The sequence below is a fragment of the Faecalicatena sp. genome (assembly GCF_058819085.1).
On record NZ_JBZUUL010000027.1, the window covers coordinates 39,740 to 65,403 of the forward strand.

Annotated in this window: 21 protein-coding genes and 1 tRNA gene; 20 read left to right on the top strand and 2 right to left on the bottom strand. The window is 47.7% G+C overall.

Going from position 1 to position 25,664, the window contains the following annotated elements:
* The first annotated feature begins 59 nt into the window (after positions 1-59).
* The 13 genes from AC4OGX_RS13815 (at position 60) to AC4OGX_RS13875 (ending at position 16,891) form a co-directional block, all read left to right on the top strand.
* A complete protein-coding gene (locus AC4OGX_RS13815; RefSeq protein ID WP_493331163.1) occupies positions 60-362 on the top strand; it encodes a metal-sensing transcriptional repressor in 303 nt (100 codons plus the stop codon).
* Positions 363-372: 10 nt separating this feature from the next.
* Complete coding sequence (locus AC4OGX_RS13820; RefSeq protein WP_493331164.1) at positions 373-2,895, top strand: heavy metal translocating P-type ATPase; 2,523 nt, start codon at positions 373-375, stop codon at positions 2,893-2,895.
* Between the two features lie 240 nt (positions 2,896-3,135).
* Complete coding sequence (locus tag AC4OGX_RS13825; RefSeq protein ID WP_493331165.1) at positions 3,136-4,692, top strand: ABC-F family ATP-binding cassette domain-containing protein; 1,557 nt, start codon at positions 3,136-3,138, stop codon at positions 4,690-4,692.
* A 36-nt stretch (positions 4,693-4,728) separates the two neighbouring features.
* The gene (locus AC4OGX_RS13830) at positions 4,729-6,432 is read left to right on the top strand and encodes an ABC-ATPase domain-containing protein (protein WP_493331167.1); all 1,704 of its coding nucleotides are present in this window, start codon (positions 4,729-4,731) and stop codon (positions 6,430-6,432) included.
* 30 nt (positions 6,433-6,462) lie between these two features.
* The gene (locus AC4OGX_RS13835; protein WP_493331168.1) at positions 6,463-7,629 is read left to right on the top strand and encodes an exonuclease SbcCD subunit D; all 1,167 of its coding nucleotides are present in this window, start codon (positions 6,463-6,465) and stop codon (positions 7,627-7,629) included.
* Positions 7,626-10,280 carry an AAA family ATPase gene (locus AC4OGX_RS13840; protein WP_493331169.1) on the top strand — a complete coding sequence of 885 codons (2,655 nt, stop codon included), beginning with the start codon at positions 7,626-7,628 and terminating at the stop codon, positions 10,278-10,280. Before AC4OGX_RS13835 ends, AC4OGX_RS13840 begins: the two co-directional genes overlap by 4 nt.
* A 57-nt stretch (positions 10,281-10,337) precedes the next feature.
* Positions 10,338-11,174 carry an SGNH/GDSL hydrolase family protein gene (locus AC4OGX_RS13845; protein WP_493331170.1) on the top strand — a complete coding sequence of 279 codons (837 nt, stop codon included), beginning with the start codon at positions 10,338-10,340 and terminating at the stop codon, positions 11,172-11,174.
* Between the two features lie 238 nt (positions 11,175-11,412).
* Entirely contained in the window at positions 11,413-12,477 is a 1,065-nt protein-coding gene (locus AC4OGX_RS13850) for an ABC transporter ATP-binding protein (RefSeq protein WP_493331171.1), read from the top strand.
* Positions 12,461-13,327: an ABC transporter permease subunit gene (locus tag AC4OGX_RS13855; RefSeq protein ID WP_493331172.1), complete on the top strand. Its 867-nt coding sequence runs from the start codon at positions 12,461-12,463 to the stop codon at positions 13,325-13,327. Before AC4OGX_RS13850 ends, AC4OGX_RS13855 begins: the two co-directional genes overlap by 17 nt.
* 12 nt (positions 13,328-13,339) lie before the next feature.
* On the top strand, positions 13,340-14,737 hold the full coding sequence (locus tag AC4OGX_RS13860) for a Gldg family protein (RefSeq protein ID WP_493331174.1): 1,398 nt from the start codon (positions 13,340-13,342) through the stop codon (positions 14,735-14,737).
* A 10-nt stretch (positions 14,738-14,747) separates the two neighbouring features.
* The gene (locus AC4OGX_RS13865; protein WP_493331175.1) at positions 14,748-15,656 is read left to right on the top strand and encodes a DUF4340 domain-containing protein; all 909 of its coding nucleotides are present in this window, start codon (positions 14,748-14,750) and stop codon (positions 15,654-15,656) included.
* A 119-nt stretch (positions 15,657-15,775) separates the two neighbouring features.
* Positions 15,776-16,183 (top strand): TFIIB-type zinc ribbon-containing protein, encoded by a 408-nt coding sequence (locus AC4OGX_RS13870; RefSeq protein WP_493331176.1) that lies wholly within the window; start codon positions 15,776-15,778, stop codon positions 16,181-16,183.
* A gap of 54 nt (positions 16,184-16,237) precedes the next feature.
* Positions 16,238-16,891: a J domain-containing protein gene (locus AC4OGX_RS13875; protein WP_493331177.1), complete on the top strand. Its 654-nt coding sequence runs from the start codon at positions 16,238-16,240 to the stop codon at positions 16,889-16,891.
* A gap of 110 nt (positions 16,892-17,001) precedes the next feature.
* Here the strand turns inward: AC4OGX_RS13875 and AC4OGX_RS13880 are convergent, their stop codons facing one another.
* Positions 17,002-18,018, bottom strand: coding sequence for a uroporphyrinogen decarboxylase family protein (locus AC4OGX_RS13880; protein WP_493331178.1), 1,017 nt, complete (start codon positions 18,016-18,018; stop codon positions 17,002-17,004).
* A 226-nt stretch (positions 18,019-18,244) separates the two neighbouring features.
* Between AC4OGX_RS13880 and xylB the strand changes: the two genes are divergently transcribed.
* Complete coding sequence (xylB, locus tag AC4OGX_RS13885) at positions 18,245-19,732, top strand: xylulokinase (protein ID WP_493331179.1); 1,488 nt, start codon at positions 18,245-18,247, stop codon at positions 19,730-19,732.
* 65 nt (positions 19,733-19,797) lie between these two features.
* Here xylB and AC4OGX_RS13890 read toward each other — a convergent pair.
* Positions 19,798-19,881 (bottom strand) — tRNA-Leu (locus AC4OGX_RS13890).
* Between the two features lie 485 nt (positions 19,882-20,366).
* Here AC4OGX_RS13890 and AC4OGX_RS13895 point away from each other — a divergent pair.
* The 6 genes from AC4OGX_RS13895 (at position 20,367) to fabF (ending at position 25,597) form a co-directional block, all read left to right on the top strand.
* Positions 20,367-21,329 carry a beta-ketoacyl-ACP synthase III gene (locus tag AC4OGX_RS13895; protein WP_493331180.1) on the top strand — a complete coding sequence of 321 codons (963 nt, stop codon included), beginning with the start codon at positions 20,367-20,369 and terminating at the stop codon, positions 21,327-21,329.
* Between the two features lie 96 nt (positions 21,330-21,425).
* Entirely contained in the window at positions 21,426-21,650 is a 225-nt protein-coding gene (locus AC4OGX_RS13900; protein WP_493331181.1) for an acyl carrier protein, read from the top strand.
* Between the two features lie 110 nt (positions 21,651-21,760).
* Positions 21,761-22,699, top strand: coding sequence for an enoyl-[acyl-carrier-protein] reductase FabK (fabK, locus tag AC4OGX_RS13905; RefSeq protein WP_493331182.1), 939 nt, complete (start codon positions 21,761-21,763; stop codon positions 22,697-22,699).
* Entirely contained in the window at positions 22,692-23,612 is a 921-nt protein-coding gene (fabD, locus tag AC4OGX_RS13910) for an ACP S-malonyltransferase (protein ID WP_493331183.1), read from the top strand. The genes fabK and fabD overlap by 8 nt, the downstream gene beginning before the upstream one ends.
* Positions 23,606-24,346, top strand: coding sequence for a 3-oxoacyl-[acyl-carrier-protein] reductase (gene fabG, locus AC4OGX_RS13915; protein ID WP_493331184.1), 741 nt, complete (start codon positions 23,606-23,608; stop codon positions 24,344-24,346). Before fabD ends, fabG begins: the two co-directional genes overlap by 7 nt.
* Before the next feature lie 12 nt (positions 24,347-24,358).
* Positions 24,359-25,597 carry a beta-ketoacyl-ACP synthase II gene (fabF, locus tag AC4OGX_RS13920; protein ID WP_493331185.1) on the top strand — a complete coding sequence of 413 codons (1,239 nt, stop codon included), beginning with the start codon at positions 24,359-24,361 and terminating at the stop codon, positions 25,595-25,597.
* Positions 25,598-25,664: the final 67 nt, after the last annotated feature.

A 25,664-nucleotide genomic window follows, 5' to 3' on the forward strand; every position in this document is an offset into this window, starting at 1 on the left:
CTTGCAATATACCCCACCAGGGTATATAATGAGCTCATAAGTAAAGGAGGTACTGTATTATGGAAGAGAGGAAGGAATGCTGTCATAAGACAAAGGAGCGTTCTGACAAGGAATATAAGGATCTGGTCAATCGTCTGAACCGTATCGAAGGACAGGTGCGTGGTATTAAAAAGATGGTTGAGAGTAATACTTATTGTACGGATATTTTAATTCAGGTTTCAGCGGTCAATGCGGCTTTGAATAGTTTTAATAAAGTTCTTCTGGCAAACCACATCAGGACTTGTGTTGCGGAGGATATTAAGAATGGGAAGGACGAGACCATTGACGAACTGGTGGTAACTTTACAGAAATTAATGAGATAGGAGGCATATAATGGAGCAATATTCAGTAACGGGAATGAGCTGTGCAGCATGCAGTGCCCGTGTAGAAAAGGCTGTTTCTAAAGTGCCGGGAGTGTCCTCGTGTTCTGTCAGTCTGCTGACGAACTCTATGGGGATAGAAGGAACGGCTTCCCCGGCAGATATCATTGCTGCCGTCGAGGAAGCAGGTTACGGTGCTTCTCCGAAAGATTCGGGCACAAGTAAGAAGAAAACGGCGGGTACATTGGAGAATGATCTCTTAAAAGACAGGGAAACGCCTGTTTTAAGGAAAAGGCTGATCGCATCTCTTTGTTTTTTGATCCCGCTGATGTATTTTTCAATGGGACATATGATGTGGAACTGGCCTGTGCCGGGATGGCTTGAGGGGAATCATGTGGCTATGGGGCTGATACAGCTGTTATTTACGACTGCAGTCATGGTCATTAACCAGAAGTTTTTTATCAGCGGTTTAAAGAGCCTGTGGCATAGGGCACCGAATATGGATACTCTGGTGGCATTAGGAGCAGGAGCTTCTTATGGTTATAGCACTTATGCGCTATTTGCGATGACAGATGCGCAGCTGCACCAGGATATGGCAGGTGTTATGACTTATATGCATGAATTTTACTTTGAGTCAGCGGCGATGATCCTGACCCTGATCACAGTAGGGAAGATGCTGGAGGCCCGCTCTAAGGGAAAGACAACGGATGCGCTCAAGAGCTTGATGAAGCTTGCGCCGAAGAATGCAGTGATTCTTCGAGACGGGATCGAGACAGAAGTTTCCGTTGAAGAGGTTAGGAAAGGTGATATTTTTGTCGTAAGGCCGGGAGAGAACATACCCGTAGACGGTATGGTTATCGAGGGAAGCAGTGCAGTCAACGAATCCGCGCTCACAGGAGAGAGTATTCCTGTGGACAAGGTACCGGGTGATACGGTATCGGCGGCTACATTGAATCACTCGGGCTTTTTGAAATGCGAGGCTACTAGAGTGGGAGAGGATACCACGCTTTCCCAGATCATTCAGATGGTCAGTGATGCGGCGGCTACAAAGGCCCCCATCGCCAAGGTGGCAGATAAGGTTTCCGGTGTTTTCGTACCGGTTGTGATCGTGATTTCGATCGTGACGGTCCTCGTCTGGCTGTTTGCCGGACAGAGTGTGGGATTTGCTCTCGCGAGAGGGATCTCCGTACTTGTTATCAGCTGCCCATGCGCCTTGGGACTTGCCACACCGGTTGCGATTATGGTCGGGAATGGAATGGGCGCGAAGCACGGGATCATGTTTAAGACAGCGGTATCACTGGAAGAGGCCGGAAAGGTGCAGATCGTGGCCCTGGATAAAACAGGAACGATTACCAGCGGTGAGCCGAAGGTCACAGATATGATACCGGCAGAAGGGATCTCAGAAGAAGAGCTTCTTGCCATGGCCTACGCACTGGAAAAGAAAAGTGAACATCCTTTGGCTCACGCTGTTTTACAGCGTGTTCAGGAGCTGGGGCTTAGTTTCCTTGAGGAAGCAGTTGATTTTCAGGCAGTTCCCGGGAACGGGCTGTCCGGTAAGCTGGGTGAGGATGCTTTGGCAGGCGGCAATCTGAAATTTATCAGTGGAAACGCAGAGGTTTCGGATAAAATGAAACAGGATGCACAGCGTCTTGCAGAGGAAGGAAAGACACCGCTGTTTTTCAGCCGTAACGGACAGCTGACAGGAATCATCGCGGTGGCGGATGTCATCAAAGAGGATAGTCCGAAGGCGGTAAAGGAGCTGCAGAACATGGGGATCCATGTGGTCATGCTGACCGGGGATAATGAAAGAACAGCTAAAGCGATCGGACAGCAGGCCGGTGTGGACGAGGTGATTGCCGGAGTGCTGCCGGATGGAAAAGAAAGTGTGATCAGATCCCTGAAGCGTAAGGGGAAGACTGCCATGGTCGGAGACGGGATCAATGACGCTCCGGCACTCACGAGGGCGGATATCGGGATCGCCATCGGTGCGGGTACGGATATTGCGATCGATGCAGCAGATGTTGTGCTGATGAAGAGCCGTCTGAGTGATGTTCCGGCCGCGATCCGTTTAAGCCGTGCAACACTCAGGAATATTCATGAGAACTTGTTCTGGGCATTTTTCTATAATGTGATCGGGATTCCTCTGGCAGCGGGAGTATGGTTTCCGCTTCTGGGGTGGAAGTTAAATCCGATGTTCGGGGCGGCGGCAATGAGTTTGTCCAGCTTTTGTGTAGTGACCAATGCACTGCGGCTTAATTTCTTTAAGATGCATGATGCAAAAAGGGATAAAAAAATCAAAACAAAAAAGAAACAGGAGGAAACAGTAATGGAGAAAACAATGAAAATCGAGGGTATGATGTGTGGACACTGCGAGGCCCGTGTGAAGAAGTGCCTGGAGTCTCTTGCAGAGGTTGATTCGGCAGTTGTCAGCCATGAGGCAGGAACAGCAGTGGTAACTCTGAATGCAGAGCTTGCCGATGATGTGCTGAAAAAGACAGTGGAAGACCAGGACTATCAGGTGCTGGAGATTCAATAGTTTCCCATTTTTCTATCTTCTGGCATAATAATAGGACTGTTACAGAATAGCGGAGTATCAGCTATTCTGTAACAGTCCTTTCTCTATTTGGGCCGAGGCCGGCCTCTGCCTTAAGGTGGCCGGCCCGGGGGCTGTACTGGATTCGGAAAATTAGTTTCCCTGCATGAATCATATGTGATAAAATAGGGGCAGACAACGTAAGTAGAATACAAAAAAGATAAATATTAAAGGAGACCAGCTATGAGTATTTTAAATGTTGAACATCTTTCTTACGGTTTTGGGGACCGTGCTATTTTTCAGGATGTTTCCTTCCGTTTACTGCGTGGGGAGCACATCGGACTGATCGGAGCGAATGGAGAGGGAAAGTCCACATTTTTTAATATTGTGACAGGAAAATTGACGCCGGATGAGGGGAAGGTAGAATGGGCAAAGGATGTCCGTGTAGGGTACTTGGACCAGCACACGGTGTTGAAAAAGGGGATGACAATCGAGGATGTCTTAAAGTCAGCGTTCTCTTATCTTTTTGAATTGGAAGAGAAGATGAATGGGATCTGTGAACGGCTGGGAGAAGTGGATGAGGAGACCATGGCCCAGCTTATGGAAGAATTGGGGACGATACAGGATACACTGACGTTACATGATTTTTATATTATAGATGCGAAGGTTGAGGAGGTTGCACGGGCACTGGGGCTTTTGGACCTGGGACTGGATAAGGATGTGACTGATTTAAGCGGGGGACAGAGGACGAGGATCCTGCTTGGCAAGCTTCTGCTGGAAAAGCCGGATATCCTGCTTTTGGATGAGCCTACCAACTATTTGGATGAGGAGCACATTAACTGGCTGAAGCGGTATCTGACCGAGTATGAAAACGCATTTATCCTGATATCTCACGACATCCCGTTTTTAGATGAAGTCGTTAATATCATTTATCATATGGAGAATCAGGAGTTGAACCGCTATGTCGGAAACTATGAGGATTTCCAGAGAGTTTATGAGGTCAAAAAGGCACAGCTTGAGGCAGCGTATAAGAAACAGCAGCAGGAGATCAGCCAGCTCAAGGATTTTGTGGCCCGTAATAAAGCGAGGGTCTCTACCAGAAATATGGCGATGTCACGGCAGAAGAAGCTGGATAAGATGGATGTGATCGAGCTGGCAGCGGAGCGCCCTAAGCCGGAATTCCATTTTAAAAAAGGAAGGACACCGGGAAGATATATTTTTGAGACAAAGGATTTTGTGATCGGGTATGAGGAACCACTGTCCAAACCGTTGAATATCTCATTAGAACGTGGACAGAAGGTTGCACTGACGGGGGCAAACGGAATCGGAAAGACTACCCTGATCAGAAGTATCATGGGTCTTGTGGAACCGATCAGTGGAAAATGTGAGCTGGGTGAGAATCTGGCGATCGGTTATTTTGAGCAGGAGACGAAAGGGGAAAATAAATCCACTTGTATCGAGGAGCTTTGGAGTGAGTTCCCATCGTTTACGCAGTATGAGGTGCGCTCGGCTCTGGCAAAATGCGGTTTGACTACAAAGCATATCGAAAGTCAGGTAAGGGTGCTGAGCGGTGGAGAACAGGCCAAGGTGCGCCTTTGTAAGCTGATCAATAGAGAGACGAATGTATTGATGCTTGACGAGCCGACAAATCATCTGGATGTGGATGCAAAGGAGGCTTTGAAAAAAGCCCTTCTGGAATATCAGGGAACCTTGCTTTTAATCTGCCATGAGCCGGAGTTTTATCAGGACATTGTTCAGGAGGTCTGGGATTGTTCCAAATGGACGACCAAGCTGGTATAAAAATCAAGTAATAATAGAAGGAAAGGAAGCTAGAAAATGCAGACATCAACAGAGTTAAAGAATTTATTGAACAGGATCGACCACAAGAGCTATCCTGCTTATAAAGATACGAAAGGAGTGTATCAGTTTCCGGGATACCAGCTCTCTATCGACCATGTACAGGGAGATCCTTTTGCGTCTCCGTCTAAGCTGAGTATTCATATGAAGGGGGCGTCCTCTGGTTTTCCGAAGGAATTATATGAAACTGACCACAGAAGGATCGCACTCCAGGATTATCTGACAAGGCAGTTTGGCCGGGCTGTGGAACGCTATGCCTTTAAAGCGAAGGGCTCAGGAAAGAGCGGGCTGATCGCGATCAGCAGGTGCTGCCAGGAGGTGCTGGAGAGGACAGCCTGCCAGATCGATCCAAAAAGCGGGAACCTTGTGCTCAGACTGGAAGCGGGATTTCCGGCAAATGGGAGAACGATCAATGCCAGGGAATTAATGAAGATATTATTTGAATTTCTTCCGGAGAGTGTGAAAAACTCTCTTTATTACAAGAATAGTGATAAAAAGAGGATCCAGCAGACCGTTTTTCTGGCGGATGACCAGCAGTATATCCGTGAGCAGCTTCCGAAGATGGGACTGACTGCTTTTGTTGCGGATGGTTCTATTCTTCCGAGAGAGTCCGGGATCTCATCGCGGCCCATGAAGAGTGCAGTTGCATTTACCTCGCCGGAGGAGCTCAAAGTGACCATGGAGCTGCCTCATAAGGGGACGGTGACCGGAATGGGCATCCCCAAGGGGATCACCCTGATTGTGGGCGGCGGCTACCACGGAAAGTCTACGCTGTTAAAGGCGCTTGAGCTGGGAGTTTACGATCATATTTCCGGGGACGGAAGAGAGTATGTGATTACAGATGATACGGCCATGAAGATCCGTGCGGAGGACGGCAGAAGCATCAAGAAGACAGATATTTCTATGTTTATCAATGATCTGCCCAATGGAAAGGAAACCAGGGGCTTCTATACAGAGGATGCCAGCGGCAGTACCTCCCAGGCGGCAAATGTGATCGAAGGTATGGAGGCAGGAGCAAAGCTGCTATTGATAGACGAGGATACCAGTGCCACCAATTTTATGATACGGGATGAACTGATGCAGCGAGTGATCCACAGGGACATGGAGCCGATCACGCCTTTTATTGAGCGGATCCGGGAGCTGTATGAAACATATGGTATCTCCACGATTATCGTTGCAGGAAGCTCAGGGGCATATTTTCATATTGCGGACAGAATCATTCAGATGGACCGGTATGAGCCGCGTGATATTACCGGCCTGGCGAAGAAAGAGGCGGAAGGCTTCCCGGTATTAAGCGGGCCGGAGCAAAAGGCAGAGGATCCGGTCTTTTTGAGATGTCCGGCCGCAAATAATGCATTTCGCGGAAATGACAGGATCAAGATGAAGACATTGGGAAAAGAGGCGGTACAGATCAACCGCGAGTCCATAGATCTGCGCTATGTGGAGCAGCTTGTGGACAGTGAGCAGGTATCGGCACTTGGATATTGTGTGAAATATGCGGAAAAGCATCTCCTGGATGGGAGGAAGAGTATACAGACAGTTGTGGATGAACTGGAGAATAAGATCTTGAGGGACGGGCTGGCTGGTTTATGTGAAAGCAGTTCGAATGTTGCGGCTCTTGCGGTGCCGAGAAAGCAGGAGATCCATGCCTGTCTGGACAGATACAGGGGGCTGAAGCTTTAAAGAGTATTTTGAGGAGAGAAAGGGGATCATATGAGATTTTTTCATTTATCGGATCTGCATATAGGAAAACAGCTGCATCATTACAGCCTGATCGAGGATCAGAAGCATATTCTGAATGAAGTCACCGCTTATGCACAGGAGCTTTCCCCGGACGCGGTGGTGATCGCGGGGGATATATATGATAAGTCCGTTCCATCGGCGGAGGCAGTAACGCTGTTTGATGAATTCCTGACCAAACTGGCAGACCTCCGTCCCCAGGTACCGGTCCTCATCATCAGCGGTAATCACGATTCTGCGCAGCGTCTGGATTATGCCAGCCGGATTCTGGGGCGGCAGAATATTTATATTGCCGGCAGTGTCCCTTCGAAAAAAGAGGAACACTTGAAAAAAATCACTTTAACAGACGAATTCGGGGAGGTCGACTTTTATCTGCTCCCATTTATGAAACCCGGTTATATACGTGGGATGGCTGAGAGCGAAGAAGACATCCCTGCTAGTTACAGCCGGGCAGTGCATTTTGTTTTGGGGCGGGAGAAGTTTGACACATCGAAGAGAAATGTATTAGTTTCCCATCAGTTTTATACAGGAAGCGGCAGCACGCCGGATACCTGCGATTCGGAACTTTTTTCTGTGGGAGGGATCGATAACGTGGAGATCGGGCCGCTTACGCAGTTTGATTATGTAGCACTCGGGCACCTGCACGGGGCACAAAAGGTGCAGATACCAGAGATCCGTTACTGTGGAACACTCCTCAAATATTCGGTAAGTGAGGCAGGACATACGAAATCCCTGCATCTGGTGACATTAGGAAGAAAGGGAGAAGCGGCAAAAATCGAGTTTCTGCCGTTACATCCGCTGCGCGATGTGCGCACTATCCGCGGGGAGCTGAAAGAGATCATAGAAAGTGCAGGGAAAGAGAACCGGGATGATTATGTCAGCGTGACCTTGACGGACGAGACAGACCCTTATCGGCCCAAAGAACAGCTTGAGAAGGTATATTCCCATATTTTAGAGATCAGGATGGACAATACGAGAACAAGAAGGCGTCTGGAGGAATTTGACGACGAGGTGGAGATCGCGGATCCACTAACAGTCTTCAATGACTTCTATCAGGAGATCCAGGGGCGTGCCTTGTCAGAGGAAGAGCGCGGATACCTGCAGCAGACCTTAGAAAGAGTGAGGGGGGGAATAGCATGAGACCAGTGAAACTGACGATGTCTGCATTCGGTTCTTATGCAGGCGTGGAGGAGATTGATTTTACAAAAATGCAGCAGGGGCTGTTCCTCGTGACCGGAGATACAGGGGCAGGGAAAACGACCATCTTCGATGCCATTGCCTATGCGCTCTATGACCGGACGAGCGGAGGAAGCCGGGATGGAAATATGATGCGCAGCCAGTATGCGTCGGAGGATACCGATACCTTTGTGGAGTTTGTATTTTCCTATCGGGGAGAGGTGTACTCGGTGAAGAGAAATCCTGAGTATATGCGGAAAGGGAAACGAAATTACGCAGATGGTTCGCCAAGGCTTGTAAAAGAGCCGGCTAAGGTTCGTCTGATCCTGCCGGATGGAAGTGAATTTCAGGGAAAGAAAAGAGAAGTCGATCATAAAATAGAAGAGATCATCGGACTGGATGTGGATCAGTTTACCCAGATCGCGATGATCGCCCAGGGGGATTTTCTCAGGCTGCTGCATGCAGAATCCAGGGAGCGTAAGAGAATCTTTTCAAGGATCTTCCAGACAAGGATCTACTGGCAGATTCAGGAGGAACTTAAAGAGCAGGCCAAGCAGCTTTATATCCGTCTGGAGGATAATACCAAAGACTGCCTGCGGGAAATGGAGCGTGTGGAGCCTTTCGAAGGGAGGAAAGAGGCCGGGGACTGGAAAGAATATCTGGGCCGGAAGCTTCCTCCTCCCAAGGAGGTAGTGGATACCTTAAAGGAGATCTGCCGTCAGGGAAAAGGAATGGAGAGTGACGCAGAAAAGGAAGCTGCCCGGCTGCAGAAACAGGCGGAGGAGTTCAATGCTGTGATTCAAAGCAAAGAAGAGACCAACAGATTGTTTCTCCAAAGAGCGAAGGTACTGGAACAAAAGGCGTGTCTGGAGGCAGAGCGGGAGGCCGTCGAGTGCGAACGCAGTGAGGTGGAAAAAGGCGGCCGTGCGGAGAAGGTGTCTGTCAAGGAGGAGCGCTGCGAGAGGACCAGGTCAGAAAAGGAGCGTTTAAAGCAGCAGATCGATGATACGAAAGCGTGGCTTGATAAGGAGAAGAAAAGAGCGGCAGAAAAGGAGACAGAATGGAAAGCTGCGGCGGATGAACTGCAGAAGACAGAGCCGCTTTTGCAGAAACAGATTCTCAGACTGCGGGATATCCTGCCCAGGTACGAGCGGATAGAGCAGCTTGAGAAGGCTTATTCTAAAAATCTGGAGCAGATGCAAAGGGTGCTGGAAGAGTGCCGTCTTGCTTCCGAGGATTACGAAGAAAAATATCAGCGCTTTTTCGAAGAGCAGGCCGGAATTTTGGCCAGGGAACTAAGAGACGGAAGTCCATGTCCGGTCTGCGGTTCCAGAGAGCATCCCCATAAGGCGGAAACTTCCGGGGGAGCCCCGGATCAGAAATCCGTGGAAGAGGCGAAGGAAAAGCGGGATAAGAAGGAAAAAGAACGCTCACAGATCCAGGGAGCGTTTCAGGAGTCAAAAAGTAATCTGGAATCCGAAAAAAATCTTCTAAAGGAAGCTGTTTATGAGATCCTGGGAGGCGGAGAGATCAAAAAAGATAAGGTCCGTGAAAAGCTCAGGCAGTGTCAGGAAAGGCTTAGTAGTTTAAAAGCAGACTACCAGGAAAGAGAAAAGCAGTTCCGTGAGCTGACGGAAGAGTTAAAGCGGCGGAGCGGGCTTTTGGAGAGTCAGGAAGTACAGTTTTTGGAACTGAGTGAGAGACAGAAGGAGGAGGAGAAGGCTTTTCGTCAGGAATTAAAAACGCAGAAATTTGAATCAGAAGAATCCTATGGACAGGCAAAAGTGTGGATCAAGGGCAGAGAAGCGAAGGAAAGGCATTTGAAACAGTATGATGCCCAGAAAGTTGAGGTGAAGACCCGGCTGGAGATGCTCGAACAGCAGACTGCAGGAAGACAGCAGACGGATGTGACCCGGGAGAAGGAAAAATTAGCAGAGATCCAGAGCATGCAGAAGGAACAGCGCTCCTATTGGTTAAGGCTTCACAGCCAAAACCAGAAAAATAAAGAGGCGGGGGAAAAGCTTGGCCGGTATTTTGAAGCAAGAGGGGAACTGACCTCGCAGTATGAGATGGTTAACAATTTGAGCAGGACCGCGAATGGTACTTTGAGCGGAAGTGTGAAGCTGGACTTTGAAACCTACGTGCAGCGCAAATATTTTAAACAGATCATCCGTGCGGCTAACCGGAGGCTGTGCAGGATGACCGCCAATGAGTTCATCCTGCAGTGTCGTGAGATCAAAGATTTAAGCAGCCAGGGGCAGGCCGGGCTGGATTTGGATGTGTATCATCTGGTCAATGACTCGGTGAGGGATGTCAAAACCCTTTCCGGCGGTGAATCCTTTATGGCTTCTCTGGCAATGGCCTTGGGACTGGCGGATATCGTACAGAATACTGCCGGAGCGATCAGCCTTGAGACCATGTTTGTGGATGAGGGCTTCGGCTCCTTAGATGATGAGGCCAGAGAACGCGCGATCCAGATCCTGAAGGAGCTGGCAGGGGAAAAAGGGCTGGTTGGGATCATTTCCCATGTGAACGAACTGAAAGAACAGATAGAGTGGAAGCTGGCGGTAATGAAGACAGAACATGGCAGCTATACACAGTGGGTATTAGATTAGACAAAAATGGAAGTGAGACAGGTGAAAAGATACCTTAGAGTATTAGCAGGCTTATTATTGATAGTACTTCTTGGAATGCAGCAGGTCCTCCCGGTCAGGGCCTTCGATGAAATGATCACCTGTACGGTCCTGGGAGACAGCATCGCAAAGGGATATTCCACGGACAAGGTGAAGCCCATCAAGTGCTATGGAAGAATCGTAACGGAACAGATTTCAGAAGAATATGGAATCTGGTTTGATTATCGTAATTTTGCGAAAAACGGCCTTGATACCAAGGGGCTGAACGAACAGATCTTATCCAGGGATACCGTCAAGTGGAGCTTGAATAAATCGGACGTGATCCTGCTGACTATGGGCTCTAATGACCTGCTGAATGAATTGAAACGTGAGGCGCAGAAGATCCTGGAGTCTGATACAAAATTCAGGAGTGCCTCCCAGGCAGTGGGGGAATTGAAGGATGGGGTAAAGAAAAATCCCCTGATCGTATTTAAGATCATTGATGCGCTGAGCAGCTGGGATTATGGCAGCTTCGAAGGCCAGTGGATCAAGGCTATGGATACGATTACCCAGCAGAAGAAGGATGGTGCACAGATCATCGTGACGAATATCTACAATCCGATATCGAATGTGGAAATGCCCGGGACATTGAATAAAGTGGTAGAGAATATCATTAAGAATATGAACAGCATCATAGAAAAGCGGGCAGAGGAATATGGCTATGAGGTCGTGGATCTGTTTCAGTCTAATGTCGCGGCATTTGTACAGGGAGACGGACTGCATCCCAGTCAGGAAGGACAGGAGATGATCGCCCAGATGGTGTATAGATTGATCCGGGATCCGCTCAGACAAGGGAAAACCGGCGATGCCGGACAGAAGAGGAAAACAGATCAATAACAGAAGCAGAGCCGGGAGGGGGGACAAGTACACAGAAACTACAAGACAATATCACATTTGTAACACAAAAACTTCACAAAGTTCTGATACCGTATTTTCTATGTGAAACAGCTTTGTTTCATCTGGCAGCGGCACCGGGGCATGCATCCGTACTTAGGCAGGATAACCGGATATCCCCGGTAGAGGCGCCTGGGTGCACTGCCTGCAAAAAGTACATAGAACACAGGGAGGTAAGGACTTGATAGAGGTTAAGAATTTGGTAAAAAAATATGGAAATCATTTAGCCATAGATCACCTGGATTTCAAGATTGAAAAGGGAAAGATCTATGGCTTTTTGGGTCCAAATGGAGCAGGAAAGTCAACAACGATGAATATTATGACAGGCTATCTGGGGGCCACGCAGGGAGAAGTCATTATCAATGGCCATGACATCTTGAAAGAACCTGAGAAAGCCAAAAAGGACATTGGATATCTGCCGGAGATCCCTCCGTTATATACGGAGATGACGGTATGGGAATACCTGGAATTTGCGGCTGAGTTAAAGGGGATTTCCAGGGATATCAGGGGGACCTCCATAGAAGAGGTGATGAAGCTTACCAAGCTTATTGAGGTCAGGGACCGTCTGATCCGCAACCTTTCCAAGGGCTATAAGCAGAGGGTAGGACTGGCGCAGGCAGTCCTTGGTTTCCCGGACATCATTATCCTGGATGAGCCGACTGTTGGGCTGGATCCAAAGCAGATCATCGAGATCAGGGAGCTGATCCGCAATCTGGCTAAGAAGCACACAGTCATTTTAAGTTCTCATATCCTCGCCGAGGTCAGGGAGGTGTGCGATTATATCATGATTATTTCGGAGGGGAAGCTGGTAGCCAGCGATACGCCGGAGAATCTGGAGCATTTGATGGATGGTTCTGAAACCATAGAGATCGAGGCGAAGGCAGGGGCTGCCCGGATACGGCAGATTCTAAAGGCGGTTCCGGAGGCTGATATAGTCAAGACCGAGGAACGTGCAGATGGGATCACGGCTGCGGTAATAGGAACAAAAGAGCATCAAGATATCCGCGGGAAGATATTCTTTGCATTTGCAGAGGAAAAATGTCCCTTGTTCACGCTTAAGTCGAACCGTGCCAGCCTGGAAGAGATCTTCCTGGAGCTGACTCAGGGAGAGGGCACATCACCTCATCCGGAAGCAGGCCATACGAAAGAGGAGGTCTTATCGATCGTAGAAGAGGCACTCAAGGGGAACGGGGAAGCTGTTGAAGAGGATGAAAAGGAGGATGAGACAAATGCTGGCAATTTATAAAAGAGAACTTAGGTCTTATTTCCAATCCATGATCGGATGTGTGTTTGTAGCATTTTTAGTAGCCTTTACCGGGATCTATTTTATGGCGTATAACCTGAATGCAGGATATCCGTATTTTTCCTATACGCTGTCGGGTTCACTGATCGTATTTCTCGTGGGAATCCCGCTGATCACAATGAAAAGCTTCTCCGAAGAACGCAGGAATAAGACGGATCAGCTCCTTCTTACTGCTCCGGTGGGAATCGGAAAGGTAGTTCTGGGAAAATACCTGGCGATGGTATCGGTACTTGCTGTCCCGAATCTGATCTTTTGTCTGTTTCCCCTGATCATCAAGCTCCAGGGGACGGCCTATTTAAAGGTGGATTACATTTCGATCGGCGTTTTCTTCCTGCTGGGCTGCGTTTACATTGCGATCGGAATGTTTCTCTCCTCCCTCACAGAGAGCCAGATCATTGCATTTATCACGACATTCGGCGTCTTGCTCGTGCTGTATCTGTGGGACGGAATCCTGTCATTTCTCCCAAGCTCAGCGATCAGTGGAATGGTGGGGATCCTTATCCTGATCACGGCTGTGGCGGCTTATATCCAGCAGATGACGGGGAACTGGATCTTAAGCGGCGGCCTGGAACTGATCGGGGCTGCAGCCTTGATTATAACCTATATTTTAAAATCCAGTCTGTTTGAAAATGTTCTGACTAAGTTTTTGGGAAATCTCGCACTTGCAAATGTTTTTACGGATATTACATCAAAAAGCATTGTGGATGTCAGCGGCATTATTCTGTATCTGTCTATCGTGATCGTATTTATTTTCCTGACAGTACAGGCCATTCAGAAAAGACGTTGGAGTTAGGAGGACTGGGACGTGCAGAAAATAAAGAATGTATTTAAAACAACGGGAACGAAGAATGGAACATACAGCGTAGGGCTGACAGTTCTGGTAATTGCAATTGTAGTAGTGGCAAATCTTATTTTTGGTCAGATTCCGGAAAAGTACCGGAATATAGATGTCAGCAGCACCAGGATTTATGATATTACGGATACAAGCAAAGAATTGTTAAAGGGCCTGGATCATAAGGTAAAATTTACCGTGCTGGCTGTCAAAGAGAGTACCGATGACAGGATCAAGACATTTTTAAGTAAATACACAGCTTTGTCTAAGGATATTTCTGTGGAATGGATCGATCCGGTGCTCCATCCGTCCGCACTCAGTGAGTACGATACCAAAGAAAACACGATCGTTGTATCCTGCGGCGATACAGGAAAAAGTACAACCGTCTCTTTTGATGATATGATCGTGAAGGATACCTCTTCCTATTATTATACAGGAAGTGTGTCTGAATCTGAGTTCGATGGGGAAGGGCAGCTTACCAGTGCCGTGAATTATGTAGTCAATGATGTAAATAAAAATATTTATAGAACAGCAGGACATGGGGAGGCAGCATTATCCGGCTCTGTGTCAGATCTGATGGATAAAAATAATTACCAGGTGAAGGAATTAAATCTTGTGATGAATGCGGCGGTTCCTGATGACTGCGATCTTCTCATGATGTATGCGCCTTCTAAAGACCTGACAGAGGACGAGAAAACTGCGGTTTTGGATTATCTTTCAAAAGGCGGTAAGATGATGATCCTGCTTGGCGATACAGGCTCATCACAGCTTCCCAATATCGCAGCTATTATGAAAGAGTATGGAATGGAGGAAGCGCCGGGCTATATTGCGGATACATCCAGATGCTATCAGGGAAATTATTATTATATCTTCCCGATCCTTTCTGTATCCGGGGATATGGCAAAGGGGATGAGTTCTCAGATGGTACTACTTACCAATGCCCATGGGATGAATCTGGTGGACCCTGCAAGAGATACGATCACGACAACCCCGTTTATGTCCACATCTGATTCGGCATATGCTGTGACTGAGAAGGACCAGGTCCAGGGAAGCTATGTACTCGGTGCATCGGCTGTGGAGACAGAAAGTGATTCGAAGGAAAGCCGGCTGACCGTGATCTCAGCGGGAAGCCTGATCGATGCACAGATCACAGACACTTTTACACAGCTCGAGAATACTACCCTGTTTATGAATGCGGTGAGCAGTAACTTTGAGGGGACTTTGAATATCTCCATTGAGCCAAAGAGTCTTGCAGTAGAGTATAATACAGTGCAGCATGCAGGATTGTTCAGTCTTTTGGTTATTTTTGGGATTCCGCTTGCGATACTGATTTCTGGATTTGTGGTATGGTTCAGAAGAAGAAAGGCATAAGGAGGGGCATATGGGACAGAAAAAAAGAAATTCTATTGTTTGTCTGCTGATTCTCCTTTTGATCCTGGCAGCGGCATATTTTGCCCTGCAGTCGTGGAATAAAAGTAAAGAGGAAACAAAGCAGGCCCGGGCGGAGGCAGAACAGATCTATATTACAGATATTGATAAGATCACAGGAGTCCAATATGATATGGGCAGCGGGAAGATGGCATTTCAAAAAAAGAAAGATACATGGTATTATGCCCCGGATATGGATTTTCCTCTGGCACAGTCGTATCCGGAACAGATAGCAAAAGATTTCAGTCATTTGAAAGCAGAGCGTGAATTAAAGGACGGAGATTCTTTGAAGGATTATGGGCTGGAAGATCCGGCTTATACGGTGGTGCTGACGGATTCGGACGGAGAAGAAACGACTCTTTACTATGGAGGTGCTGTGGGGGATTCCTATTATGTAACAGTGGGAGATACAGGCAGAGTCTATACGGTCAGCAGCACTTCAGTCTCTGAGCTGCCTGCTTCACTGGAAGAGGTGGCACAGCTCGATACCTATCCGGTCATCGGCAGCGGAAATCTTAAGAAGGTAACGATTATGAAGGATGGACAGACAACGACTTATGATTCTGAGAATGATGAGAATTCCAAGGATATTGCAGCTGCTGCGGGAGGGCTGGGAGCAGTCACGCTGGAGAAGGCAGCAGATTATTCAGCAGAGGACCAGGATCTTGCAGGGTATGGGCTGGATGAAGAAAGCAGAATCACGGTCGAGGCAGTCTATACCTCAAACAAAAAAGAGAAGACCCTGACCCTATATATAGGGAAAAAGGATGATGACGGAAACAGATATGTGATGATGAATGATTCCAGGATCGTGTATCTGATCTCGGATGAGGTATGTCAAAATATCCTAAATGAAAAATAATTTTATACTTATTTAATAAGAGTTTTCTTGACAATCTGTAGAAAACGGAGGACAATATCTTTCATGTAAGTGAAGCGTCTTTGGGTTTACCAGAGCGCAGATAAAGAGAGGTCAGTATAATGAGAGAAAAATTCATGAGGTTCATGCAGGGGCGTTACGGGATCGACAGCTATTCAAAGTTTTTGCTTATTTTGGGATTGGTCGTTGTATTCTTATCCTCTATTTTTGCAGGAAAGACAGTGGGTACGATTTGTTACTTATTAGGATGGGTCCTGATCATTTACTGCTATTTCAGGATGTTTTCCAGGAATGTGACAAAGCGGTATGCAGAGAATCAGACATATCTGGCAAAGACCTATAAGATACGCTGCTTTTTCCAAAAGCAGAAGAATATGTGGGCGCAGAGAAAGGCATACCATATTTATAAATGTCCCAGCTGCGGACAGAAGATCCGGATCCCGAAGGGGAAAGGGAAGATAGAGGTTCGTTGTCCGAAATGCAGTACCACATTTATAAAGAAAAGCTAGTACAGCTGTGTGCTGTATTAAATCAGAGAAGCTAAGTGAGGGTATAAAGGGAAGATGATAGATCCTTATAAGGTGTTGGGGGTGTCTTTTGATGCCACTGATGATGAGATAAAGAAAGCATACCGTACATTAAGCAGGAAGTATCACCCGGATGCGAATATCAATAATCCACTGAAAGAAGAAGCAGAAGCGAAGTTCAAGGAAGTACAGCAGGCTTACCAGCAGATCATGGATGAGCGGGAAAGAGGATATTCAGGTTCCTCAGGCGGCTTTGGCCCCCAGCAGGGCACTGCAGGAAATAGCGAGTCAGATATCCACCTGCGGGCGGCGGCTAACTACATACAGAGCGGACATTATAAGGAAGCCTTAAATGTTCTGGATGGAATCAGGGAACGGGGCGCCTTGTGGTATTTTTACAGTGCGTCAGCAAATTCCGGTATGGGGAATAATGTGACAGCATTGGAGCATGCAAGGGAAGCCGTGCGGCTGGAACCGGATAATATGCAGTATCAGATGATGCTCAGCCGTCTTCAAGGCACGGGCGGCTGGTATCAGCAGAGACAAAGCGTCTATGGATATCCTGTAATGGGCAGAAATGATTTATGTATGAAGCTTTGTATTGCCAATGTTGTCTGTAATCTCTGCTGCGGCAGTGGAATCTGCTGTAACGGCGGCGGATATGGCGGCGGTTTCGGAGGGTATGTATAGAAGAGCCAGAAGCATGTGATGTGGGGATACCCTCTGCTGCTTTAAGAAAAATAAGACCAGGTAAGGAGGTCCGTATTGGATATCCTTACCTGGTCTTACTATTTTCGGGCTTAAGCATCTGCCTGGTAATATTCGTTAACTGCTTCGAAGAAGGCGTCAATATTTTCCCATTTAGAGAGGGGAGGGATATCACATCCGGAAGAGATCACGAAGTTTGGATATCTGCAGCACTTCTCCATGATTTCTTTCGTGGCAGCCTTCACGGATTCTACCGTACCATTTCTGAACTGTCCTGCCGGGTCAACATTCCCTGCGGCGATGATATCTGCCGGGATGTGCGGCATCATTTCAGCCATGTCGATGGCGTTGCCGAAATGCAGGAACAATGAGCCTGTTGCGATGATGGAATCGATCTGCTGGATCGTACAGTTTCCGCAGTTATGGTAAACGATGATGAATTCGTCATCCTGAACAGCATCTACGATCTGTTTTACATAATTTGCTGAAAATTCCTCTGCCAATGCCGGGGAAAGCAGTCCGGCAAGCGGTTCTGCAAGAACGATCCCGTTTGCTTTGGCGCGCTTGTATTCGTTGCAGTAGTTGATGATAAATTTGGTGACCTTTTCGAGAACGGTATGTACCATGTCAGGTTCTTCGTAGCAGTAGATCATTGCTTCAGATACATCCATCAATCTTCCGGCAAGTGAGAAGGGGCCGATGGCTCCGGCAAGGATCGGCCTGTCGGTGATCAGTCCGGCAGCTTTTTCGATTGCTTCAATATAGATGGAGGTACGTCCGGCACCGATCTCGGGGATCTCAAGTGCATCAGCATCTTCTTCGGAGTTGACAACACTTCCTATCACAGTTGGGACCTCCTCATCGGATACACGAATGACAGAACCAAAGCATTCAGCCTCAACGGACAGATCCATCAGACTGACAGAAGCAGCCGCGTCAGTATTTTCTGCGATGATCTGCATGCCGCGGGCCTGGAGCTCACTGCTGGAGATCAGATCTTTTACGGTAATACCCATTTTTTGAATAGCAGGGAAAGATAAGACGGGCATCCCTTTTTTTACTGGACTGTTGATCATATCTGCAACCCATTGTTTCATATTACATTTCATACTTATTACCTCCTGTGGGAATCACTCTCTTTCTGATGAAAAGTATAGCGGATCAGAAGGATAAGTTTTTGAAAAAATATTCTTTTTTTGGTGGTTTTTTAAGTTGTTATAGTTCACGCATTTGTTTATGCGCAAAAAAGAACGTGAAACGGCGGAGAATTATCAGAGAAGATGTGATAAAATGGGGATACAAAGTTCTGTTAACAATGATATAAAGGAGAGCGCTATGGCATATTATATGGGAATCGATCTTGGCACATCGAGTGTGAAAGCTTTGCTCATGCGTGAGGACGGCATAGTGGTGGATACAGTTCAGGCTGGATATGATATTTTGAAGCCAGAACAGCAATATGCGGAACAGGATATGGAAATTCTTTGGGATGCGGCAAAGCAAACGATCCGAAGTCTCTTTGCTCAACATTCTAATTTAAAGGATGAGATCAGAGGCGTGGGATATTCCGGGCAGATGCACGGTCTTGTTATGATTGATAAGGAGGGGCGGCTTCTTCGAAATGCGATCATATGGGCGGATCAAAGGACAGGGGAGACGATCAGCCGGATTTATGCGAAGGTTCCGGAGGATGAGTACCGCAGCATTTCTTTGAACTCTTTAAGTACGGGATTTCTGGTCACCTCTTTAATGTGGGTGAAGGAGAATGAGCCGTCTCTTTATGAAAAGATCGACAAAGTAATGCTGCCCAAGGATTATCTGCGGTATCGAATGTGTGGTGAATTAGGAACTGATCTGTCGGATGCATCGGGAACCGCTGTTTTTGATACGGCGCGCAGGGATTGGGCCTGGGATTTGATCGAACGGCTTGATTTAGACAGAAAAATTTTTGTGCCATGCCATGAAGCACATGAAACTGCCGGAGTCAGCAGCCTTAAATGTGAAGAAGAGACGGGGCTCAAGGCTGGTACAAGCCTGGTCTATGGCGGGGGAGACAGTATGATGCAGGCAGTGGGGAATGGATTGATCGAGCCGGGGCTTCTATGCGCGAATATAGGAACAGCAAGCCAGCTTTCCTGCTGCGTTAAGCGGCCGATACATGACAGCCGGTACAGAACAAATACGTTCTGTCATTCCGTGCAGGATGCATGGATCTTAATGGGAGCAAATCTAAGTGGCGGGGTGGCTTTGAAGTGGCTGAAGGAAAATATTCTGGAGATGAGGTCTTTTGATGAGATGTCCAGGCTGGCAGAAACGGCTTTGGCCGGAAGCGGGGGGCTGTTATTTCTCCCCTATCTAAACGGCGAACGCACACCTTATCATGATCCTGAGGCAAAAGGGATCTATCATGGACTGACGTTAAAGCACACAAGGGCCGAACTGATCAGAAGTACGATGGAGGGGATCGTATTTGCTTTGAGGAATTCATTTGATATTTTTCAAGAAATGTCTGTTGGGTGCGACCGCATCATAGCAAGCGGAGGCGGTGCCCGTGGGCGGCTGTTTAGACAGATACAGGCAGATGTGTTTGGCGTGGAGATCTACACGAATCAAATAAAGGAGCAGGCCTGTGTCGGTGCTGCAGTTACGGCGGCGGTCGGAACAGGCGGGTATGGCTCCTATGAAGAGGCCTGTGAAAGAATCGTGAAAATGGAAGAGGAGATCGTGCAGCCGGATCTTGAAAGGCAGAAGATCTATAGGGAAAGATATGAGGCATATAAGGAACTGTATCCAAGGAATCGGGGATCGTTTGCGAGAACTTGACGAGTTTGAGGATAAGATCCTCATGTAATAAAAAAAGGCTGTAATCACAAGGATTACAGCCTTTATGCGGAAGAAGAGACTTGAACTCTCACAGGATTAACTCCCACTAGAACCTGAATCTAGCGCGTCTGCCATTCCGCCACTTCCGCTCGACAAGTGATATAATATCATATAGATCTGAGTTTGTAAACCCCTAAATTTAAATTTTTTAAATTTTTGTGGAATCAGGATGTACTCCTGCAGTGTTTCCGATTTCTTTTAGTACCTCCTTCCTCGTTTGAATCATCGGAAAATAGTCTTTTAGTGTTTTTGCCATAGACGGTTCCTCCTTTGTAATATGAGTGTGTTTGTGCAAAGCTGCTGTTCTAATTTACGGATTAAACTTCGACAGTGAAGTACCGAATAAAATAGAAATCTTGTGGCTGGATACGGCATGATCGCCTTCCACATAAGATAGTTTCACACTATCATAACTTAGAAGAAGAAACAATAAACACTCTATAAAATTTACATGCAGTAAATATTTTGTAGAATATTTCTGTATTGACATCTGGGAAATTTGTGATATACTTTGATAATCAAAGTATTTTAAAATAAAAATATTTGGAAATGAAATTAAACATGGAGAATAATTATGATAGGAAAGATATGTGGAACAGGTTCATACGTGCCGGCGCATTTTCTGGACAATAATGATCTGTCTAAGATGGTGGACACAAATGACGAATGGATACGTGAACGGACCGGGGTGATCAGGAGACATATTATAGAAGAAGAGACAACCGTCTCCATGTCCGTGGAGGCGGCAAGGCGTGCGCTGGAGAATGGCGGTGTTGCACCACAGGAAGTGGATCTGATCCTGGTTTCTACGTTTACCTCAGAAGTGCTGCTTCCATGTACGGCCTGTGAAGTACAAAAAGAGCTGGGGGCGGTCAATGCCACAGGGTTTGATCTGAATGCGGCATGTACGGGATTTTTATTCGCATATAATACGGCGCAGGCATATATTGCATCCGGGGTCTATCAGACCGTTCTGGTCATCGGTGCGGAGAGCTTATCCAATACGGTGAACTGGGAGGACCGGGGAACCTGTATTTTATTCGGAGACGGCGCAGGTGCGGCGGTACTAAGGGCGGAGGAAGGCAGGTTTTATCAGCCGGTCACACATTCCGATGGAAGCTTAGGCAGTGCACTTACATGTATGAGCAGGCATCGAAAGAACTGTCCGGCCAGGGAGGAAGATTTAGACTCCTATATGCACATGGATGGGCAGGCGGTTTTCAAATTTGCTGTCAGGAAGGTGCCGGAGGTGATCACAGAGGCCCTTGCCGGGACAGAGTTTACGCCCCGTGACATCGATTATTTTATCCTGCATCAGGCAAATAAACGGATCGTAGAAGCCGTTGCGAAGAGATTGAAAGAGGATATCAGCAAGTTCCCGATGAACCTGCAGGAATACGGGAATACATCCTCGGCAAGTATTCCGATCCTTTTAGATGAGATCAACCGAAAGGGAATGCTCAAAAGAGGAGATAGGCTTATGATGGCAGGGTTCGGGGCAGGATTGTCCTGGGGAGCCGTCTGCCTGGAATGGTAATACCCGGCTGTGCCGGATTACATACATCTACATAGAAGCGCAGGAAGAGCGCTCTATGAAAAAATGAAGAGAAGAGTAAGAAAGGAAATTAAAATCATGTTAGAAAGAGTAAAAGAAATCGTAGCAGAATCATTAGGAGCAGAAATCAACACACTTACAGCAGAGACGTCATTTAAAGAGGATCTGGCAGCAGACTCTCTGGATTTATTCGAAGTAGTTATGGCTTTTGAAGAAGAATTTGATGTGGAGATCCCATCAGAAGATTTAGAGCAGATCGGAACGATCGGAGATGTTGTGAAATATTTAGAGGCACATAAGTAAAAGAATGATAAAATAGTAGATCATTATGCTCAGATGCGTATAAAACCGAGGCTTGAAGTAAAATTTGCAAAAAGCTGAATAAATGTTAGGAAAGAAGAAGGGTTGTTAGTATGAAGACAAAAGTAACCGAAATTTTAGGAATTGAATATCCGATCATCCAGGGTGGAATGGCATGGGTTGCTGAATATCATCTGGCAGCCGCCGTATCAGAAGCCGGCGGGCTTGGACTGATTGGTGCGGCGAGCGCGCCGGCCGACTGGGTACGGGAACAGATCAGAGAAGCGAAGAAGCTCACAGAGAAGCCGTTTGGAGTAAATATTATGCTGATGAGTCCGTATGCGGACGAAGTGGCATCTGTGATCGTGGAGGAAGGTGTGAAGGTCGTGACGACCGGGGCCGGTTCTCCTGAAAAATATATGAAGATGTGGAAGGAAGCCGGAGTAAAGGTGATTCCGGTTGTCGCATCTGTTGCACTGGCAAAGCGTATGGAGCGCTGCGGGGCAGACGCCCTGGTGGCAGAGGGAACAGAGGCAGGCGGACACATCGGTGAAAATACAACTATGGTATTAGTGCCTCAGGTTGTAGATGCGGTGAGTATTCCGGTCATTGCTGCCGGAGGGATCGCGGACGGCAGAGGGATCGCGGCGGCATTTATGTTAGGTGCACAGGCCGTGCAGATGGGAACTCATTTTGTGGTTACGAAAGAATCTATTGTTCATGAAAATTATAAGAAATGCATCATAAAAGCGAGAGATATTGACTCCAGGGTGACAGGGCGTACAACAGGCCATCCGGTCCGTGCGCTTCGCAATCAGATGACCAAGGAATATCTTTTGAAAGAGCAGGAAGGTGCATCTTTTGAAGAACTGGAGCTGCTGACACTGGGAGGCCTTAGAAAGGCAGTCGTTGAAGGCGATGTGGTAAACGGCAGCGTGATGGCAGGCCAGATCGCAGGAATGGTAAAGGAAGAGCTGTCCTGTAAAGAGCTGATCCAAAAGCTGGTGAAAGAGACAGATGACCTGATTGGAGGAAAAGGATTTTATGAGTAAGACTGCATTTATATTTCCGGGACAGGGCGCACAGAAAGCCGGGATGGGAAAGGATTTTTATGAGCAGAGTGTAACAGCGGCGGAGGTTTTTGATAAAGCATCCAAACTGCTGGATATAGATATGAAGGCGTTATGCTTCGAGGAAAATGATTTATTGGATCAGACCGAGTATACGCAGGCAGCGTTGGTGACGACCTGTCTTGCGATTGCAAAGGTCCTGGACGAAAGAGGAGTAAAGCCGGACGCAGCTGCCGGCTTAAGTCTGGGAGAATACTGTGCCATCGCCATTGCAGGCGGGATGAGTGCAGAGGATGCAATTACAACGGTCAGAAAGCGCGGGATTCTGATGCAGAATGCCGTACCAGGTGGGAAAGGTTCTATGGCTGCAGTTTTGGGCATGGCAGCAGAGGAGATTGAAAAGGTGCTCAGTGAGATCGAAGGAGTCAGTATTGCAAACTACAACTGCCCGGGACAGATTGTGATCACAGGCTGGAAGGAAAGCGTGGAGAAGGCATCTGAGGTGCTGAAAGAAGCAGGTGCAAAACGGGTTCTTCCGCTGAATGTGAGCGGACCGTTCCATTCCCCGCTTTTAGAGGAAGCAGGCAGGGAGCTTGGGAGTGTGCTTAAGAATGTGGAGCTGCATCCGCTTAATTTTCCGTATGTGACCAATGTGACCGCGCAGTATGTGGAGGATATCAGCGAAACGAAGGAGCTGCTAAAACAGCAGGTGGCATCGTCTGTCCGCTGGCAGCAGAGTGTAGAGCGTATGATCGCAGATGGTGTGGATACATTTGTGGAGGTCGGCCCGGGAAAGACGCTGGCCGGATTCATGCGTAAGATCGACAAAAATGTCAAAGTGTACAATGTAGGTTCATGGGAAGATGTAGACAAGGTGGTCAGTGAATTATGTTAGAAGGAAAAGTTGCGGTCGTAACAGGCGCATCCAGAGGGATCGGAAGGGCAGTTGCCTTGAAGCTGGCCTCACAGGGAGCGGCTGTTGTGATCAATTATAATGGTTCTGCCGACAGGGCAGAGGAAGTAAAGAACGAGATTGAAAAAAATGGCGGGAAAGCAGTGACCATGCAGTGCAATGTGTCTGACTTTCAGGCTTGTGAGAATTTTATAAAAGAAGTCATTACCGAATTTGGAAGACTGGATATTCTTGTGAATAATGCCGGAATTACCAGGGACGGTCTTCTGATGAAGATGTCAGAGGAAGATTTTGATGCGGTTTTGGATACCAATCTGAAAGGAACCTTTCACTGTATCCGTTTCGCATCCAGGCAGATGATGAAGCAGAGAAGTGGACGGATCATCAATCTGTCTTCTGTATCCGGTGTTATGGGAAATGCGGGGCAGGCTAATTATTCTGCATCCAAGGCAGGAGTGATCGGGCTGACGAAATCGGCGGCCAGAGAACTGGCCTCCAGAGGGATTACGGTCAATGCGGTTGCACCGGGATTTATTGATACCGAGATGACACAGGTACTCAACGAGAAGGTGAAGGAAGGCGCTGTGGCGCAGATCCCGCTGGGACGATTTGGACAGCCGGAGGATATCGCAGAGGCGGCGGCATTTCTGGCTTCGGAGGGCGCAGGCTATATCACCGGACAGGTGCTGTGTGTAGACGGCGGAATGGCAATGTAGAAGGAGAGAAAGATGAAAAGAAGAGTGGTAGTAACCGGAATGGGAGCGGTGACTCCTGTCGGAAATACAGTAGAAGAGTTCTGGAGCGGGATTAAGGCCGGAAAGGTCGGGATCGGACCGATCACAAAATTTGATGCCTCAGAATATAAAGTACAGATCGCGGCAGAAGTAAAAGATTTTGTGGCAAAAGAGCGGATGGATTTTAAGGCGGCAAAGCGGATGGAATTATTTTCCCAGTATGCGGTTGCTGCGGCCAGGGAAGCTTTTGAGGATGCAGGGATCGACATGGAGAAAGAGGATGCATACCGCGCCGGTGTGATCGTCGGATCCGGGATCGGAAGCCTGCAGACGGTGGAGCAGAATTATACCAAGATCGTAGAAAAAGGCCCAAGCAGGGTGAACCCTTTGATGGTGCCGCTTATGATCTCAAACATGGCAGCCGGAAATGTTTCGATACAGCTTGGCTTAAAAGGAAAATGTACCAATGTGGTGACGGCATGTGCCTCAGGAACGAACTGTATCGGCGATGCTTTCCGTGCAATCCAGTATGATGATGCGGATATCATGGTTGCCGGAGGTACAGAGAGCTGTATCTGTCCCACCGGGGTAGCCGGATTTGCCGGATTGACTGCACTCTCCACATCTACAGACCCGATGCGTGCGTCTATCCCGTTTGACAAGGACAGAGACGGTTTTGTGCTGGGAGAAGGCGCCGGGATTGTCGTGCTGGAGGAACTGGAGCATGCGAAGGCGAGAGGAGCGAAGATCTATGCGGAACTGGCCGGCTACGGTGCGACCGGAGATGCCTACCATATCACCTCCCCGCAGGAGGATGGAGAAGGCGCCGGGATGGCAATGAAGTTAGCCATGAAGGAAGCCGGGGTACAGCCAAACGAGATCGACTATATCAATGCGCACGGAACAAGCACACATCATAATGATCTGTTTGAGACAAGGGCAATTAAATATGCGCTTGGCGATGCGGCAAAAGATGTGGTGATCAATTCCACCAAGTCCATGATCGGACATTTGCTCGGTGCAGCAGGCGGCGTGGAGTTTGTTGTATGTGTAAAGAGTATTCTGGACGGATTTATCCATCAGACGATGGGAACGGTTCAGACAGATGAAGGATGCGATTTAAACTATGCAGTCGGAGCACCGGTGGAGAAAGACGTGAATTATGTGCTGACCAATTCCCTTGGTTTCGGCGGACACAATGCGACCTTATTGTTAAAGAAATATGAGGGCTAGTGCGGGTTTGATCTATAGAGGGTGCATTTGATCTATAGACGCTGTATTAGTCAGGAAAGGCGGACAG